Here is a 15,728-nt window from a genome sequence, read left to right as displayed (position 1 = left end):
CCCGTTCGGGGTCCGGCACCTGCTTAGGGCAGGGTGGTGATCGTGCCGCTGGCCACCAGGTCGTCGTAGACCGTCCCGCCGGGGTAGTAGTCGGGGGTGAGGGTCCCGGCGAACTGGTCACCAAACCAGCCCAACGTCAGCGTCTGGGCAGCGGCGGTGTTCTCAGCGGTGGGAAAGCCGCAAACGAGCGCTCCCACCAGGCTCTGGGAGGGCCCGAAGATGTCGCCGTGGACGCCGGTGGTCACCTCGGCGGCGACGAAGCTGCGGCCGGCCAGCCCTGCGAGCACGGCCTGGGTGCCGCTCTGGTCGGCGTTGCAGGCGGACTTGGGCGATGCCAGCGCATAGATCGGTAGCGAGGTGGGACCAAGGTTGGCCACGGCGTCGTCGGTGTTGGTCCCGACGAACGACTTCACCGGGTCCTGCAGCACCAGCCCCTTCAGCCGGTCGAAGGCTTCCGGGTCGGAACCGTACAGCCGGTCGGCCACCGACAGCACGGTCTCGCCACCGGCGGAGTGGCCGCTGAACGCCATGTTCCGGGGCAGGCTCTCCCCGGCGCGTCCGGCCAGATCGGCGGCATCGGCGTGGCCGACGGCCAGCGCGCTGTACGGGCTATCGATGTCGGCGAACAGCGCCGCCAGGCCGTCGAGGAATGGGCCGTTGTCGCCGGTGTTCTGCACGTTGCACCCTTGCGGGCTGGTCGAGGGCAGGCTGGTGGCCATCGCCAGGTAGCCGGCAGAGGCCACCTGTGGGGCGAAGGTCGCCCAGTCGTCCTTGCTTTCGACGAACCCGTGTTGGAGCCACACCAGACCCTTGGGTGGGGTGTCGGGGAAGTACCAGTCGACCGGCACCACCTCGCTCGTCGCTCCGCAGGCCACCTCGATCGAGTTGGTCACCTTGGTGACCTCCGGGGGCAGCATCTGTTGGCAGCCGGTGATCGCCAACAGGCTGATGGCGGCAATCGTTCCCAACAACAGTCGTCTCATTCGCACGGGTCGCTCCAAGCTTGTGATCGTGGTGCCCGACGGCACGGGTGACACCGTAGCGAACGTCGTGGAGGCTACGCCCCCGCCCCGCCCCGCCCCGCCCCGCCCCGCCCAACCGGACGGGGCAGTCCTCGGTCAGTGTCCGAGCAGCCGGTGGCGGAGGTCCTCGGTGGTCGTCACCGGCTGTTCGCACACCGATCCCCGGCACACATACGCCCGACCCTGCTCGCCGACCTCGTCTCGTCCCTCCCACAGGGGGGAGTCGCCCGGCTCACCCCAGGCCAGCACTGCGCCGGGCAGCCAGTGCCGACGCACCTCGGCGACCAGGTCGGCCCGTTCGCCGCTGATGACGATCTCGCTCAGGCCGAGTGCGTCGTCTTCGGCGGCGGCCAACAGGTGGGCGAACGATCCGGCCTGGCCGTCGGCCAGCGGCGAGAGCGCTGCGATGATCCGGCGGGCGGCGTCGGCGTAGTGGGTGGCCCCGGTGATTGCAGCCAGGCGCAGGAATGCCCCCGCCGCCACCGAGTTGGCCGACGGGGTGGCCCCATCGACCACGTCCCGGGGTCGTGCGACCAGTGCCTCGCCGTCGTCAGGTGTGGTCCACAGCGTGCCGGTCTCGGCGTCGAGATAGCGGTTCAGCAGCTCGTCCGCGACGGCGAGGGCCTCGGTCTCCCAGCGGCGTTCACCGGTCCATTCGGCCAGGCGGATCAGGGCCTCGACCAGAGCGGCCAGGTCGTTGGCCACCGCACGGTGGGAGGCCTGGGCCGAGTCGGCCGACCACGAGCGGTGCCAGCGTCCGTCCCGATGCAGGTGGCCCAGCAGAAACTCGGCCGCTTCGACGGCAGCGTCACCCCACTCGGGCCGGTCGAGTGCGGCGGCGGCCTCGGCCAAGGAAGCGACGATCAGCGCGTTCCATTCCACCAGCACCTTGTCGTCGAGGCTTGGTTGGGGTCGCGCCCGACGAATCTTCAGCAGGCCGGCGCGCACCTCGTCGAGCGCAGGATCGCGCTGGGGCTCATCGATGTGGCCGATGCGGTGGGGGATCGACCGGCCCTCAAAGTTGCCCTCCTCGGTGATGCCCCAATAGGCGGCCACCTTGGCGCCGCCGTCCTCGCCGAGCACCGCCACCAGTTCGGCCGGGGTCCAGGTGGCGAAGCGGCCCTCGACGCCCAGGCCGTCCGATTCGCTCGGGTCGGCGCCGTCGGGATCTGGGCTGTCGGCGTCCTGGGCGGAGGCGAACGCTCCCGCCGGCAGCCGCAGCTCGTCGAGCAGGTAGGCGATCGTCTCCTCGACGATCTGGCGGTAGCGATCCTCGCCGGTCAGCTGCCAGGCGTGCAGGTAAGGACGGATCAGGAGGGCGTTGTCGTAGGCCATCTTCTCGAAGTGGGGCACCAGCCACTGTCGGTCGGTCGAGTAGCGGGCGAAGCCGCCGCCGATGTGGTCCCACATGCCGCCGGTTGCCATGTGATCGAGGGCGCTGCGGGCGATCGACAGGGAGGTGTCCGAGCCGGTGCGCCGTGCGTGGCGCAACAACAGGTCGACCGACGCCGGTTGGGGAAACTTGGGCGTTACCCCGAAACCGCCCCACTGGGCATCGGCGGCGTGGGCCAGCGACAGCACGGCCTCGTCGATCGTGACCAGCTCGGGCGCCGGTGCGTCCGGCTCGAGCGGTGCCGAGCGGGTGATCGCTTCGGAAAGGGTGTCGGCCTGGCCCTCCAGCTCGTCTCGTTTCGTGGCCCAGGCGTCTGCGAGGGCCTCGATCAGCTGCGTGAAGCTCGGCATGCCCTGGCGGGGTTCCGGCGGGAAGTAGGTGCCGCAATAGAACGGCCGTCCGTCGGGCGTGGCCAGGACGGTCATCGGCCAGCCACCCCGGCCGGTCATCGTCTGGGTGGCCTCCATGTACACCGCGTCGATGTCGGGCCGCTCCTCCCGGTCGACCTTGATGTTGACGAAGTGCCGGTTCATCGCTGCGGCAACCTCGGGGTCTTCGAAGCTCTCATGGGCCATCACGTGGCACCAGTGACACGATGAATAGCCGATCGAGATCAGCAGCGGCACGTCGCGGTCCGCAGCGGCGGCAAACGCTTGGTCGCCCCACTGGTACCAGTCGACCGGGTTGTCGGCGTGCTGGCGCAGGTACGGGCTGGTCGAGTCGGCAAGACGATTGGCCATCAACCCAAGGTAACGACCGTGGAGGCAATGGCGCCCCGACGCCGCGTCCGGACAACGATCTCGAGTTGGCAGACGGCACAGATCATCCGTCCTTGACGTGCCGTGAACCATAGGTACAGTACCTGTATGGCCTCCACGATGCTTCAGACTCAACCGCCTGCCGCAAACCCCGAGCTGAACGCCCGCAGCCTGCTGTTGGGTTACGTCATCGGGCTCACATTCCTGTGCATGCTGGTGCAGGTGTTCATCGTGATCGATGGCAACCGCATCAGCGGCGTGTCCCAGGGGATGACCGCTGGGGTTGCGCTGTACTACGCGGCCTTCATGTTCTCGCGGCGACACCAACTGGGCCAGGTGCGGTTCGGTCGGCTGGTGGCCCACGCCACTACCTATGCCGTCGTCAACGCCAGCTTTCAGATCCACGCCTTCATCCTGGGGGTCACCGGCAGCGAGGTGCTGCGAGGCCAGGAGTACCTGCCGGTGGATCCGGGTTGGTTCGGGGCAACGTTTGCGATGGCCGGCTTTTGGGGCATCGGGCTCACCGTTCACGCGATCGCGAGCATCGCCCAGCGCGGGTTCGAGGCCTGAGGGTGAAGCACCCGACCGAATCCGACGAGTGGCTCGAGGAGTTGGTCGACACGTGGACCGAGATGTACAAGAAATCGATGGTGACGCTGGCGATCCTGCGAGAGGTCGCCGCTTCCGGGTGGGTCTCGGTCGATGAAATTGCAGCTGCGTTCGGAGAGTCAACCGGCTGGACGATCACTGAGCGCGGGCTCTATCGAACCATGAGGCGGTTGGCCTCCAGCGGAGTGCTGGCCACCGTCGAGGTGGAGGTGCCCAGAACAGGTGCCAAACGCAAGAATTTCGAGCTGACCGACTTGGGCAAGCGGTACCTGAAGCGTATCGAGGCCGAACTGCTCGTCTGAGCGATGTCGCAGTCGACCCGTCGGTGGTCCGGGCGGTCATACTCCGTGACGCCTACCCTTGACCGGCTATGGCCGTTCGTCCCGCCGGGAGAAGCTCCGACCCGCTGATCGTCGGGGTGGCGTCGTTGGTCGGCCGCCCCAACGATCCCACCTCACCCGACGCTGTCGGCTGGATGACCGAGGCCGCCGCCGCCGCACTCGCCGAGGTGTCCGGCTCCGCCGGCGGGGTCCGCCGAGGTCGGTTGGGTGGGCGTCGCCGAGGGCACGTGGCGCTGCAGCGATGCCGGTGCGGTGATCGCCGAACGGCTGCGACTGGGCGGCGGGAAGCCGGTCCACACGGTGCGGGCCGACGTCGGCATCCTCCAGCAACGCCTGATCGCCGAGGCGAGCGCGGCGATCGCCCGGGGCCAGGTGGGTGCGGCGCTGATCATCGGAGGTGAGTCCCGGGCCCGGGACCGCGCCATCGTCAAGGCCGGTGGCGAGGCCACCCAGACCCCTGGGCCCGACGGTGCGGAGCCGGACGAGGTGATCCATCCGGCCGGCGAGCTGATGAGCGAGGTGGAACTGGAACGCGACCTGGCCACCCCGGCCACGCAGTACGCCATCGTCGAGGATGCCCTGGCCCAAGCCGATGGCATTGACCGCGCAGCGCTCCGGCGCCGCCTGGGAGAACTGTGGTTCGGCTTCGCCGCCGTGGCGGCCGATAACCCAACGGCGTGGGACCGGTCCGCTCCCTCCGGGAGGACCATCGTCGCTACCGAGGGCGGCAACCGGATGGTCGCCGACCCCTACACCCGCTCCTTGTGCTCGCAGTGGAACGTCGATGCGGCCTCGGCGCTGGTGCTGACGTCGGTCGAGGTGGCCGACCGGCTCGGTGTCCCGCCGGGGCAACGCATCGCGGTCGAGGCGACGGTCGAGTCCAACCTGATCCTGCCGCTGCCCCAACGCGCCGAGCTGCAGCGCTGGCCGGCCTTCGAGGTGGTGGCCGGGGCGCTGGCGACGCACTGCGGCGTGCCGGTCGACGGCGGCCTCGGCGCCGAGGTCGTCGACCTGTACGCCTGCTTTCCCTCGGCGGTTCAGGTTCAGGCCCGGGCGCTCGGCCTGCCCCTCGACGCCGCCCGGCTCACCGTCACCGGCGGCATGACCTTTGCGGGCGGGCCGCTCAACAATGCGGCGCTGGCGTCGACGGTGGCGGTCGTCGAGCGTCTGCGCCACCTCGCCACCGCAGGAGGCTCGGCCCGGGGTCTGGTGACCGCTATCAGTGGCATGCTGACCAAGCCTGGGGCGATGATGCTGAGCTCTTCAACCTCGCCAACACGGTTTGCCGCCCTCGACGTGACCGACGAAGCGACCGATCGGAGCCCGGCGCTGCCGGTCGACCCCGACCTGGCGGGTGAAGCGGTCATCGTCGGCGCAACGGTGATCCCCACGTTTGAGGGCATCCGGCGGGCGGTGGCGGTCGTCGGTTCGACCGCCAGCGGCGGCGTCCGACGACGGAGCGTCGTGACGTCGGACCGGGATGTGGTTGCGTCGTCGATCGCCGAGCTGGGCGGAGCGGGTCGAGTGGTCACCCTCGATGGGATGGGCGGCTTCAACCTCAGCTGAGCGCCGACTGCAGTCCGGCTGCAGCGCGGGTCAGCCGAGCGTTGTCGGCGTGAGGGCGGGTGGTGGGCCGGTTTCGGCCAACGGGAGCCGCCGGGCGAGGGCGTCGGCCAGGTCGTCCATCAAGGGCTGTGCGGCATCGTCGCTGCGGGACAGTTCAACCCGGGCGGTGACCTCGTCGGTGCGCACCCACATGGCGTGGCCCACGGCGTTGGGATCGCCGGCGACCGACACCGGCCGGACGCCCAGATCGACCACTGTGGCCCCATCCACCTCGCGCCGATCACCCTCGGGGAGTGCCTCGGGATCCCGCGGGTGCAGCTGGATCTCGAGCACCGTCCCGTCGGTGCCCTTCCAGATGCAGCCTCCCCCGAGCGCAGGAAACTCCTTGGGTGCGGTGGGGGGCGAGCCGAGCAGGTCGGTCACCTCGTCGCCGGGGATCAGCGCGCAGCCGTCGCGGAACTCGTTCTGGTCCCTGAAGTCCACCTTGGGGTCGGGCACGTCGTCGCGACCGAGGATGGCGAAGGACATCACGCCGAGCACGACCGTGAACCCGGCGATCACGCTGCCGATCAACAAGATGACGGCCAGGCCTCGCCCCAACCGTCGCCGTTCGGGGATGCGCCTCTCAGATGCCAGCTCCGAGGGGTCCGGATCGGCGGGGCTGCCAGGAGCGTTGTCCACAGCCGAACACTAACGGCGTTGCCGCTGGGTGAGGCGGAGCCGCAGTGATCGCACCCATGGTGTCTCCGGGTGCGATCGCTGTGACCCGGTCCGCAGTGATCGCACCCAGTTGGACCGCGGGTGCGATCACTGTGGTCGTCGGTGCGACGTCCGGGCACCAGCCGCGGTTTCTGGCATCACTAGTCTCGGGAGGGTGACCGCCACCCCGACCGACCGTTTGAGCGCCGAGGCGAAGCGGTGAACCCGTTCGTATTGGGCGTCGACCTCGACGGGGTCTGCGGTGATTTCACCGGGGCGTTCAAGCAGGTTGTGGCTGAGGAACTGGGTGTGCTGCCCGAATCGTTGCCTACCAACCGCTCCTGGGGTTTCGACGAGTGGGGCCTCAACCCCGCTCTGCTCGACGATCTGATGCGGACCGCTGCGGTCAAGCACCGCATGCTCGCCCGCATGGAGCCGATCGCCGGGGCGGTCGAGGCCCTCTGGCGGTTGTCGGACGCCGGTGTGTGGATCCGCATCGTCACCCATCGTCTGTACGTCAACTGGAGTCATGCGGTGGTCGTCGCCGACACGGTGGCCTGGCTGGACGAGGTGCAGATCCCGTACCGCGACATCTGCTTCCTCGGGGCCAAGCCGGACGTCGCCTGCGACTGCTACATCGACGACGCGCCCCACAACGTGAAGGCGCTGCGGGCGGCGGGCAACGAGGTGATCTGTTTCGGCCAGCCGTACAACACCGACATCGCGCAGCCCCGAATGGACAACTGGGTCGAGGTGGAGGACTACGTGCTGAACCTGGCCGCCGACGGTGGCCATCAGGTGCAGATCCAACTGCCCGGCTTCCCGGTGCATGTCGACCGGTTGGCCTCGGTGCAGCGGCCGGACCCGGGCTGACGCTTGGTGTGAACAGTCCGGTTGGCCTCGGTGCAGCGGCCGGACCCGGGCTGACGCTTGGTGTCAACAGTCCGGTTGGCCTCGGTGCGGCCTGACCCGGGCTGACGCAGCGTCAGCGCAGCTGGGACCGGCGCAGCTTGCCCAAGTCGCTCCGGGGCAGCGCATCGACCAGCGTCAGGTGTCGAGGGGCGCAGTAGGCGGGCAGCTGCTCTTTGACGAGCCCCCGAAGCTCGTCGAGCGACGGGGGCTCGGCCGCGTCCAGAGTCACGACCAGCGCCTCGACCGCATGGCCCCACTCCGGGTCCGGCCGGGCGCGGACGGCGACGTCGGCCACGGCGGGGGGCGCCCGCAGCGCATCCTCGACCGGGGCGGGCCACACCTTGTGCCCGCCGGTGACGATCATCTCGTCGGCCCGGCCGGTGACCGACAGCCGGCCGGTGACCGGATCCAGCCGGCCGAGGTCGCCGGTGGGCAGGTACCCCTCGGCGTCGAAGGGCTCGCTCCCGTCGCGGTAGCAGCGAAGCAACGTGGGTGAGGACAAATGAATCTCGCCCAGGCCGTCCTCGTCGGGAGCATCGATACGCACCGACACACCGTTGAGGGCCAGCCCGTCATAGACGATGCCTCCGGCGGTTTCGGTCATGCCGTAGGTGGCGACGCAGTTGGCCGGCCGCTCGGCGGGGATGGCCGAACCGCCCAGCAGGATTCGACGAAAGAGCGAGGCGTCGATGCGCCCGAGCGCCGTCGTCACCAGGGAGGTGTGGGTGGCCCCGGCCCGCGCCGCGGCCTCGACCGCCGTGGCGTCGAACCGGGGGAGGATCTCCAGCCCGGCCCCGGTATGGAGCGCCCGGGGCAGGATCGAGAAGCCGCCGATGTGGTTGAGCGGCAGCGCTACCAGCCAGCGAGCCTCGTCGTCGACGCCCAGAGCGGTTGAGGTGGCGAACGCCATGTACTCGAGCGCCCGGTGGGTATGGACGATCCCCTTGGGTGACCCCGAGGTGCCCGAGGTGGCGATCACCAGGGCGTCGCTGTCGCCGACGCCCTGCCCCCCGGGCAGGCTGGTCGCTTCGCCGTGAGCGTCGATCAGCACCTGCGGTGCCAGCGTGGCGAGCAGCCGATCGAGGTGCGGTCGGGGAGCGTTGACCGGTAGGGGAGCGATGGCGTCACCGTCGTCCCAGACGCGTTGCACCATGGCCAGGTACTGAGCGCCCCCCTCCATCTGCAGCGCCACCAGCCGTCGGGTCACCCCGGCATGGTAGAGCCCGCGCAACGCTCGGTCCCGTCGACAAGCGCACGCTTCTCCTCGGTTTGGGGTCGGGTGCCGGCGTCGAGACCACACAAGGTTCGGCGGAAGTGCGTCTCGGGGGGCGGCCGACCAAACCGGCGGTAGGGTTCCCGGCGATGTCAGCGGAACTTCAAGCCCAGCCGATCACGACCAACCGTTGGGTGCTCGGCGCACGGCCGCGCACCCTGCCGGCGGCGGTCGCTCCGGTGTTGGTCGGCACGGCGGTGGGTGTCTGGACGTCGGTCGGGGCCGAGGACCGGTTCAGCTTCATCGCCTGGCGTTTCATCTGCGCCCGGATCGTGGCCGTGGCGGTGCAGGTGGCCACCAACTATGCCAACGACTATTCCGACGGCAAGAGGGGAATCGACGATCCTGGTAAGCGGGTGGGCCCTCCCCGCCTGGTGGGCGATGGGCTGGCCACGCCGGATGAGGTCAAGCGGGCGATGCTCGTCGCCTTCGGGGTGACGCTGCTCGCCGGCGCCCCGCTGGTGATCCTTGTCGACTGGCGTCTTGGATTGGTCGGGGTGGCCTCGGTGGCCGCCGGGTGGTTCTACACCGGCGGTGCCAACCCGTACGGCTACGCCGGGTTGGGCGAGGTGTTCGTGTTCGTGTTCTTCGGCCTGGTCGCCACCGTGTTCTCCGCCTACGTGCAATCGGGGCAGATCACGCTGCTTGCGTTCGGCGCCGGTGCGGCGATGGGGTTGCTGGCCACGGCGCTGCTGGTGATCAACAACCTGCGGGACATCCCCGGCGATACCGCCTCGGGCAAGCGCACCCTGGCCGTTCGGCTGGGCCCCCCGAAGACCCGCATCCTCTATGCGGTGTGCCTGCTGGGCCCGTTCGTGTTGTTGACGTTCATCGCCGGGAGCTCGGGTCGCCTGGTGGGGGCGGCGGCCTTTGCCGCGCTGCCGCTGGCCAACGTTGCGCTGACCCACGTGTTCCGCGGCGCCGAAGGTCCGGCGTTGATCAAGGTGCTGGGACGCACCGGCCAGGTGCAGCTGGTCTATGGGGTGTTGTTGGCGGTGGGCCTGGCCATCGGGCCGGTGTAGGGCTCGGCGCCCCAACGATCAGCCGTCGAGTACGGCGGCGGCGATCAGGCGCTCGAGGTGGCGCTCGTCCCACCAGCTGATCTGCAAGGACTTGGCCCGCCGGAAATACAGCTGAATGTCGGCTTCGAGCGTGAAGCCGATCCCGCCGAAGATCTGCTGGCCGATGGCGGTGGTGTCGCGGTAGGTCTTGCAGGCGAACATCTTGGCCATCGGCGCCAACTTGGTGATGTCGCGCCCGGTGTCGAGCGACCATGCGGCCTCGTAGGTGAGCATCTCGGCGCCGTCGACGGCGGTGCGGCAGTTGGCCATGTCGTGGCTCAACGCCTGGAACTCGGCGAGCGCCTTGCCGAACTGCTTGCGCTCCTTGGAGTAGTCGGCGGTGATCTTCAGAGCCTGGTCGGCCCCGCCGACCGCCTGGGCCGCCAGCAGGATCATCGCCTCGGTCAGGGTCTGGTTCCAGTTGCCCCAGCCGGTAGCGACTTCGCCGAGGCGCACCGCCGGCGTGTTGGCGAGGTCCACCTGGTACTGGGTGTCGGACGCGATGCTCATCTGCTGGGTGAGGGTCATGCCCTCGGCGCCGGCATCGACGACGAACAGGTCGACCCGGTCGTCGGTGTCCTTGGCGGCGACGATGAGGTGCTGGGCGGCGGAGGCGAACAGCACGTGTCGCTTGGTGCCCGAGAGCGTGAACCCGTCGTCGGTGGCCACCGCCTCGGTGGTGATGCCGGCGTCGGTGAACCCGCCGCCCGGCTCCTGCACGGCGACGGTCCACACGTCCGCTCCGGACGCCAACGTCGGCAGCCAGGCCGCCTGCTGGTCCTCGCTGCCGGCCCGGGCGATCAGCCCGCCGGCGAGCACCGAGCTGACCAGGTGGGGCGACGGAATCAGGGTGCGGCCGAGCTCCTTGTAGACGACGACTGCGTCCACCATCGACATGCCGGAGCCGCCGTGCCCCTCGGGAAGCAGCAGGCCGATCAGCCCCAGCTCGCCCAGCTGGGCCCACAGCTCGGGGGAGTAGCCGGTGGGGTCGTCCTCGAGCTCGCGGACGGTGGTGAGGGGGCTGAAGCGCTCGGCGACGCCGGCGACCATGTCGGCCAGCATGTCCTGTTCTGCGCTGAGGTCAAGATCCAATGGCATGGTTCGGTGCTCCTGGGTAATCGAACGAAAAGAGGGGATTGGGGGGCGTGCGGGTGAAGGGTGGCCGCTGTGGTCAGCGGCCGAGTGCCGGCTGCCAGGCGTCGCCCTTGCGGGCCCACGGGTTGTCGTCGGCGTCGGTGGGGAGGGCGATGCGGGCCGAGCACGTCGACCCAACCCGCTTTCCGACCATCAGCGCCACGTCGACGCTCGCCCAGCCGCAGCCGGCGTCGTCGGTGGTCGTCTCGGTGACCGTGCCGGAAAACGTCATCGTGTCGTCGGGAAACACCGACGTGCGCATGCGGAACGTCATCGAGCCGAGGCGGGCGTGGGGGCCGGCCCAGTCGGTGAGGTAGCGCTCGAACCAGGCGGCCTGGTTGGGGGTATTGAGAAAGATGTTGGCAACGCCGTTGCGCTCGGTGGCGAACTTGAAGTCGTGGTGCATCGGCCGCCAGTCGCGGCTGGCGATGGCCCCGAGCACCACGGTGGTGGCGGTGACCTCGACTGCCAGCTCGGGCAGGGCGTCCCCGATGGCCACGTCGCCGTGAAGCAGTCGCGGTGTGGGCAGCACGGTTGAGGACCGGCTGGTGGAGGCCTCGGTGGTGTTGCCGCTCATGAGTCGCCCCCGTCGGTCTTGGCCTCATCGCGCTGGTACCCGAAGCCGGTGTAGCTCTCGATGCCCACCAGTTCGCCGTTCTGGTTGTGGTATTCCAGGTCGATCACCCAGAAGCGGCCGGCGCCCAGCTTGGTCGTCTTCGGTCCGCTGACCGACTTGAGCACCTGGGCGTGGCTGATCACGTCGCCGGGGCGCACCGGGTCGTAGAAGGTGAGCGTGTTGTCGGTCATGACGGCCTCGGGCAGGCCGAAGACCGCCTTGAGGTCGAAGTGCACCTGCAGCGCCAGCTGTTCGCCTTCGGCACCCGGCTCCCAGTAGTGGGGGCGGATCCACAGCGACAGCGTGGTCGGAGGGGCGATCGGACCGCCGGTGAGGGCTGCGGCCACGTCGTCGTCCCAGTACAGCGGGTTGCCGTTGGCCGTGGCCGCAGCGGTGTTGTAGCCGTAGGCGCGTTCCACAGGGAAGTTGGCGGTCACCGGGTACTGACGCTCGCCGATCAGCGCCTCGATCTCGGGCGGAACAGCGGTGGACTGGGCGGTGTCGCTCATGCGGCGGCTCCTTCGGCGATGGCGGCCTCGATGTCGGCGGTGCTCCAGCCGGCGGCGGCGAGCAGCTCGGTCGTGTCGGTCACCGAGGCGTCGGGCAGCGACTCGGGTGCGCTGCGGCGCACGGTCCCCGCCCAGATCCGATCGAGCTGCCTCAGCTCGCCGTCCTCACTTTGGGTGGCTGCGGGGTGAACCGCTCGGCCGACCAGGCCGCGGGCCTCGACGTGGGGATCGTCGGTCATCTCGGGGATGGTCATCACCGCTGCGACGCAGCAGTCGGCGTCGCCGAGCTGTCCGGCCCAGTCGCCGCGGCTGCGGGTGGCGAACGCATCGGTCAGGGCGGCCCGCAGGTCGGCCTGCACCTCGTCGTCGTACTGGCCGGACCCGAAGCGCTCGGCGTCGAGCCCGAGCTCGCGCAGCAGGTTGGCGTAGAACTTGGGCTCGATGGCGCCGACGCTGATCCAGCCGCCGTCCGCGCACCGGTAGATGCCGTACCAGGCGTAGCGACCGGTGAGCACGTTGTGCCCGGGACCGGGCTCGGCGCCGGTGACCAGGTATTCGTCGACGTACAGCGACATCATGGCGACGACGCCGTCCGCGATCGACACGTCGAGGTAGCGGCCCTCGCCGCTCGTGCCCCGGCCGATCAGCGACGCCATGATGGCCATCGCCGCCTGCATGCCGCCGGCGGCGATGTCGGCCACGGTAGCGCCGGGCAGCGCTGGGCCGCCGTCCTCACGACGGCCGGAGCAGTCGAGAAACCCGCCGACGGCCAGGTAGTTCAGATCGTGACCGGCGCGCTGGGAGGCGGGTCCGTCCTGGCCGTACCCCGACGTCGAGCAGTACACGAGGCCCGGATTTCGTCCCGAGAGCTCGTCCCAACCGATGCCGAGGCGGTCGGCCACGCCGGGCCGAAAGCTTTCGATCACCACGTCGGACGCGGCAGCCAGCGCCTGCGCAGCCGCTCGGCCACGGTCGGACTTCAGGTCCAGCTGCACCCGCCGCGTGCCTCGCCCGCCGGAGTAGGCAAACGCCGGGGGTGTGATCGCGACCGTGCCCGAGCGGGGCACGGCGCCAACCTTGGTCACCTGCGCCCCGTAGTCGGCCAGGATCGCCGACGCCCGCGCTGCGGGGCCGACGGTGCCAAAGTCGAGCACGGTGATGCCTGCAAGCAGGTCGGTGGTCATCGTGATCGCGCCGGTTGTAGGGGGCTGGTGCCGTGGCTCATGAGGCGGCGCTGCCTAGAAGTTGCGGGGCAGGCCGAGGCCGCGACGGGAGATGATGTTGCGCTGCACCTCGGAGGAACCGCCGCCGATCGTGTCGATCACCGTGTAGCGGTAGGTGGACTCTGCCCGGCCCGCCATCGGGGCCTCCTCGGTCTTCACCCGCAGCTGGGTGCCGGGTGCGCCAAGGTCCATCGACGCATCGGCGAGCGCCTTGGAGTACTCGGTGGTGAACAGCTTGTACTCCGAGGCCTGCACGGTGGGGGGCTGGTACTCGGTGGCACCGGACCGGTGGGCCGTCTCCACCTTGACCGCCGCAGCGACGAACTTGAGCCCGAGGGCCCGGGCGACGGCGGCCTCGGTGTGCAGGTGGGCCATCTTGGCCCGAACCACCTCGTCCTCGACCAGCGGCTCCCCGTCGCGGCTGGCCTCCTGGACGTACTCGGTGAGCACGTCGAGGCGCTGCTTGATCGGCGCATAGGTGAACATGGTGAAGCGCTCAAGGTCGAGCGCCTGGGAGATGTACTGGAATCCCTTGTTGAGCTCGCCGACCACGTAATCGCCGGGCACGAACACATCGTCGAAGAACACCTCATTGGTGCGCTCGTCGCCCATCGTCCAGATGCCGGTGATCGTGATGTTCTCGTGGTTCATCGGCACGAGGAACAGGGTGATGCCGTTCCACTTGGGAGCTTCCGTGTCGGTGCGGGCGCCCACCCAGTACCAGTCGGCGAAGTGGGCCGAGGTGGTCCAGGTCTTCTGCCCGTTCAGCATCCAGCCGTCGACGTCGTCCACCGTGGTGGGCTCGGCCTTCAGCTTCATGGCGGCGGCATCGGAGCCGGCCTCGGGCTCGGAGTAGCCGACGGCGAATTCCACCTCGGCGTTGAGGATCTGGGGCAGAAACTCGGCCTTCAACTTGTCGGAGCCGTGGGCGATCAGCGTCTTGCCGATGATGCCGATGCCCTTGCCGATCTGAGGGCCACCGCGACCGGCGAGCTGCTCGTTGAGCAGGTACTCGTAGACGCCGTCACCCTCGGTGCCGCCGTACTCGGTCGGCCAGGTGATGCCGAGCCAGTTCTGCTCGGCCAGCTTGCCCATGAACGCCCGCCGATCGGGCGTGTCGACGATCTGCGCCATGTTCTCGCGGGTGACGTCGAACACCTCTGGATCGTCATTGGCGTCGAGAAACGCCTCGACGTCCTTTGCGAAGGTCTGTTGCTCGGCGGAGAACTCGAAATCCATAACGCTCCCAAATCTGACGGACCGTCAGATTCTACGGAGGCGCCGTGCGGGACGCACGTTGCCACGCTGGATTGGTGAGCGATACCTCAGGTGACGACCCCGTCGGAGCGCAGGTCGGCCAGGGCCTCGGCGGCCAGTCCCAGCAGGTCGACCAGCACCGACCCGGTCTGTTCGCCCACCCAGGGCACCCGCCGCTCGCTCGATTCGGGTACGCGCGACAGCTTCACCGGGTTGCCGGGGATCAACACCGGCTGCTCCACCCCGTCGGGGCGTTCCATGGCGACGAGCATGTTGCGGGCGGCCACGTGGGGGTCGGCCAGCACCTCGGTTGGGGTGAGGGCCGATCCGGCCACCACCCCGGCATCGGCGAGCGCCACGGCGGCCTGCTCGCGGGTCAGGTCGGCCGCCCACGCCTCCAGTGCCGGGCGGATGACCCGGTCGAGGTGTTCGCCCCAGCCGGTGCGCTCGGCGAAGCGGGGATCGTCGAGCCATTCGGGGTGACCGATCAGCTGGGCCAGCTTCACAAACTGGTGCTCGCGCACCAGCTGAATCACCAGCGAGCCGTCGCAGGTGCGGAAGGAGCTGAGCACGTAGGGGGCCGGGTCGGGTTCGCTCGGCTGGCCCATCGATGCGAAGTTGGTGACCACGTCGGTCATCGCCAACACCGAGTCCAACATGGCGACGTCCACGTGTTGGCCCTCCCCGGTCACCTCCCGCTGGCGCAGGGCGGCCAGCACGCCGATCACGGCGAACAGGCCGGCAGAGATGTCGCCGAGCGCCCCGACCGGGTTGACGTGCAGCGGCTCGTCGCCGTGGCGTTTGAACTCGTAGACGCCCGACATGCCCTCGACGATCGAGGCGTAGGCCGGGCGCGTTCGATACGGGCTGGCCGGATCGCTGCCGAACCCGGAGACCGATACCAGCACCGCCCGAGGGTTGACCTCGGCCAGAACCTTCGGCCCCAGCCCCAGCCGGTCGAGGGTGCCGGGCTTGAAGTTCTCGGCGATCACATCGGCATGGGCGGCCAACTCGATCACCAGTTGACGCCCGGCCTCGGACTTGAGATCGATGCCGACCGAGTCCTTGCCCAGGTTGGAGCGCAGAAACGTCGCCCCCACCGTTCGGCCCTCGGGGTCGGTCATCGCCGGGGATGATTGGCGGCCCGATTCGCCGTCGGTCGGGTGCTCCACCTTGATGATGCGGGCGCCGAGGCGTCCCATCAACTGGGTGGCGAACGGCAGTGCCGCCATCTGTTCCAGAGCCAGCACCACCAGCCCCTCCAGCGGTCGGCCGGCGAAGGGCGAACGGCCGTCGGCGGCGTGGCGAGGTGGGATCGACTGGACGGTGCGGTCGCTGGTCATGTCACCGAGTCT

General features: G+C 69.4%; 15 protein-coding genes. 5 read left to right on the top strand and 10 right to left on the bottom strand.

The window, feature by feature from the left end; translation table 11 throughout:
• Positions 1-23: 23 nt before the first annotated feature.
• Together PKD89_RS07890 and PKD89_RS07885 are read right to left on the bottom strand one after the other, a co-directional pair.
• Positions 24-989 carry a hypothetical protein gene (locus PKD89_RS07890; protein WP_324332361.1) on the bottom strand — a complete coding sequence of 322 codons (966 nt, stop codon included), beginning with the start codon at positions 987-989 and terminating at the stop codon, positions 24-26.
• A 129-nt stretch (positions 990-1,118) separates the two neighbouring features.
• Entirely contained in the window at positions 1,119-3,155 is a 2,037-nt protein-coding gene (locus tag PKD89_RS07885; protein WP_287392073.1) for a thioredoxin domain-containing protein, read from the bottom strand.
• 126 nt (positions 3,156-3,281) lie between these two features.
• Here PKD89_RS07885 and PKD89_RS07880 point away from each other — a divergent pair, with 126 nt between their 5' ends.
• The 3 genes from PKD89_RS07880 (at position 3,282) to PKD89_RS07870 (ending at position 5,689) form a co-directional block, all read left to right on the top strand.
• On the top strand, positions 3,282-3,743 hold the full coding sequence (locus PKD89_RS07880; RefSeq protein ID WP_287392071.1) for a hypothetical protein: 462 nt from the start codon (positions 3,282-3,284) through the stop codon (positions 3,741-3,743).
• A 2-nt stretch (positions 3,744-3,745) separates the two neighbouring features.
• Complete coding sequence (locus tag PKD89_RS07875) at positions 3,746-4,084, top strand: PadR family transcriptional regulator (protein ID WP_287379359.1); 339 nt, start codon at positions 3,746-3,748, stop codon at positions 4,082-4,084.
• Positions 4,085-4,330: 246 nt separating this feature from the next.
• Positions 4,331-5,689 carry a hypothetical protein gene (locus PKD89_RS07870; RefSeq protein ID WP_289012455.1) on the top strand — a complete coding sequence of 453 codons (1,359 nt, stop codon included), beginning with the start codon at positions 4,331-4,333 and terminating at the stop codon, positions 5,687-5,689.
• Between the two features lie 30 nt (positions 5,690-5,719).
• Here PKD89_RS07870 and PKD89_RS07865 read toward each other — a convergent pair whose 3' ends face one another.
• Positions 5,720-6,370, bottom strand: a complete 651-nt coding sequence (locus PKD89_RS07865; RefSeq protein WP_287392067.1) for a hypothetical protein — start codon at positions 6,368-6,370, stop codon at positions 5,720-5,722.
• A 237-nt stretch (positions 6,371-6,607) separates the two neighbouring features.
• Here PKD89_RS07865 and PKD89_RS07860 point away from each other — a divergent pair, with 237 nt between their 5' ends.
• Positions 6,608-7,261 carry a 5' nucleotidase, NT5C type gene (locus PKD89_RS07860; protein WP_287392064.1) on the top strand — a complete coding sequence of 218 codons (654 nt, stop codon included), beginning with the start codon at positions 6,608-6,610 and terminating at the stop codon, positions 7,259-7,261.
• A gap of 112 nt (positions 7,262-7,373) precedes the next feature.
• Here the strand turns inward: PKD89_RS07860 and PKD89_RS07855 are convergent, their stop codons facing one another.
• Positions 7,374-8,507, bottom strand: coding sequence for a class I adenylate-forming enzyme family protein (locus tag PKD89_RS07855; RefSeq protein WP_324332360.1), 1,134 nt, complete (start codon positions 8,505-8,507; stop codon positions 7,374-7,376).
• A 155-nt stretch (positions 8,508-8,662) separates the two neighbouring features.
• On the opposite strand from PKD89_RS07855, the gene PKD89_RS07850 reads away from it, so the two are divergent.
• Positions 8,663-9,595 carry a 1,4-dihydroxy-2-naphthoate polyprenyltransferase gene (locus PKD89_RS07850; protein WP_324332359.1) on the top strand — a complete coding sequence of 311 codons (933 nt, stop codon included), beginning with the start codon at positions 8,663-8,665 and terminating at the stop codon, positions 9,593-9,595.
• 18 nt (positions 9,596-9,613) lie between these two features.
• Here the strand turns inward: PKD89_RS07850 and PKD89_RS07845 are convergent, their stop codons facing one another.
• The 6 genes from PKD89_RS07845 to PKD89_RS07820 all read right to left on the bottom strand — a co-directional run bounded on the left by PKD89_RS07845 (position 9,614) and on the right by PKD89_RS07820 (position 15,716).
• On the bottom strand, positions 9,614-10,732 hold the full coding sequence (locus PKD89_RS07845) for an acyl-CoA dehydrogenase family protein (RefSeq protein WP_287379363.1): 1,119 nt from the start codon (positions 10,730-10,732) through the stop codon (positions 9,614-9,616).
• A gap of 73 nt (positions 10,733-10,805) precedes the next feature.
• The gene (locus tag PKD89_RS07840; protein WP_287392057.1) at positions 10,806-11,345 is read right to left on the bottom strand and encodes a MaoC/PaaZ C-terminal domain-containing protein; all 540 of its coding nucleotides are present in this window, start codon (positions 11,343-11,345) and stop codon (positions 10,806-10,808) included.
• Positions 11,342-11,893, bottom strand: a complete 552-nt coding sequence (locus tag PKD89_RS07835; RefSeq protein WP_289012457.1) for an FAS1-like dehydratase domain-containing protein — start codon at positions 11,891-11,893, stop codon at positions 11,342-11,344. The genes PKD89_RS07840 and PKD89_RS07835 overlap by 4 nt, the downstream gene beginning before the upstream one ends.
• On the bottom strand, positions 11,890-13,077 hold the full coding sequence (locus PKD89_RS07830; protein ID WP_289012458.1) for a CaiB/BaiF CoA transferase family protein: 1,188 nt from the start codon (positions 13,075-13,077) through the stop codon (positions 11,890-11,892). Before PKD89_RS07830 ends, PKD89_RS07835 begins: the two co-directional genes overlap by 4 nt.
• Positions 13,078-13,131: 54 nt before the next feature.
• Positions 13,132-14,355 (bottom strand): acyl-CoA dehydrogenase family protein, encoded by a 1,224-nt coding sequence (locus PKD89_RS07825; RefSeq protein ID WP_289012459.1) that lies wholly within the window; start codon positions 14,353-14,355, stop codon positions 13,132-13,134.
• 86 nt (positions 14,356-14,441) lie between these two features.
• Positions 14,442-15,716, bottom strand: a complete 1,275-nt coding sequence (locus tag PKD89_RS07820; protein ID WP_324332358.1) for a CoA transferase — start codon at positions 15,714-15,716, stop codon at positions 14,442-14,444.
• Positions 15,717-15,728: the final 12 nt, after the last annotated feature.

This window comes from Candidatus Neomicrothrix sp. (assembly GCF_035329545.1).
Lineage (GTDB): Bacteria > Actinomycetota > Acidimicrobiia > Acidimicrobiales > Microtrichaceae > Microthrix > Microthrix subdominans.
This window is presented reverse-complemented; position numbering and strand designations above follow the sequence as displayed.

What these genes read in the sequence shown, in the direction of transcription:
- PKD89_RS07835 (WP_289012457.1), bottom strand. Translation starts at nt 11,893, where the DNA reads ATGAGCGACACCGCCCAGTCCACCGCTGTTCCGCCCGAGATCGAGGCG.
- PKD89_RS07840 (WP_287392057.1), bottom strand. Translation starts at nt 11,345, where the DNA reads ATGAGCGGCAACACCACCGAGGCCTCCACCAGCCGGTCCTCAACCGTG.
- PKD89_RS07830 (WP_289012458.1), bottom strand. Translation starts at nt 13,077, where the DNA reads ATGACCACCGACCTGCTTGCAGGCATCACCGTGCTCGACTTTGGCACC.
- PKD89_RS07850 (WP_324332359.1), top strand. Translation starts at nt 8,663, where the DNA reads ATGTCAGCGGAACTTCAAGCCCAGCCGATCACGACCAACCGTTGGGTG.
- PKD89_RS07820 (WP_324332358.1), bottom strand. Translation starts at nt 15,716, where the DNA reads ATGACCAGCGACCGCACCGTCCAGTCGATCCCACCTCGCCACGCCGCC.
- PKD89_RS07880 (WP_287392071.1), top strand. Translation starts at nt 3,282, where the DNA reads ATGGCCTCCACGATGCTTCAGACTCAACCGCCTGCCGCAAACCCCGAG.
- PKD89_RS07825 (WP_289012459.1), bottom strand. Translation starts at nt 14,355, where the DNA reads ATGGATTTCGAGTTCTCCGCCGAGCAACAGACCTTCGCAAAGGACGTC.
- PKD89_RS07845 (WP_287379363.1), bottom strand. Translation starts at nt 10,732, where the DNA reads ATGCCATTGGATCTTGACCTCAGCGCAGAACAGGACATGCTGGCCGAC.
- PKD89_RS07885 (WP_287392073.1), bottom strand. Translation starts at nt 3,155, where the DNA reads ATGGCCAATCGTCTTGCCGACTCGACCAGCCCGTACCTGCGCCAGCAC.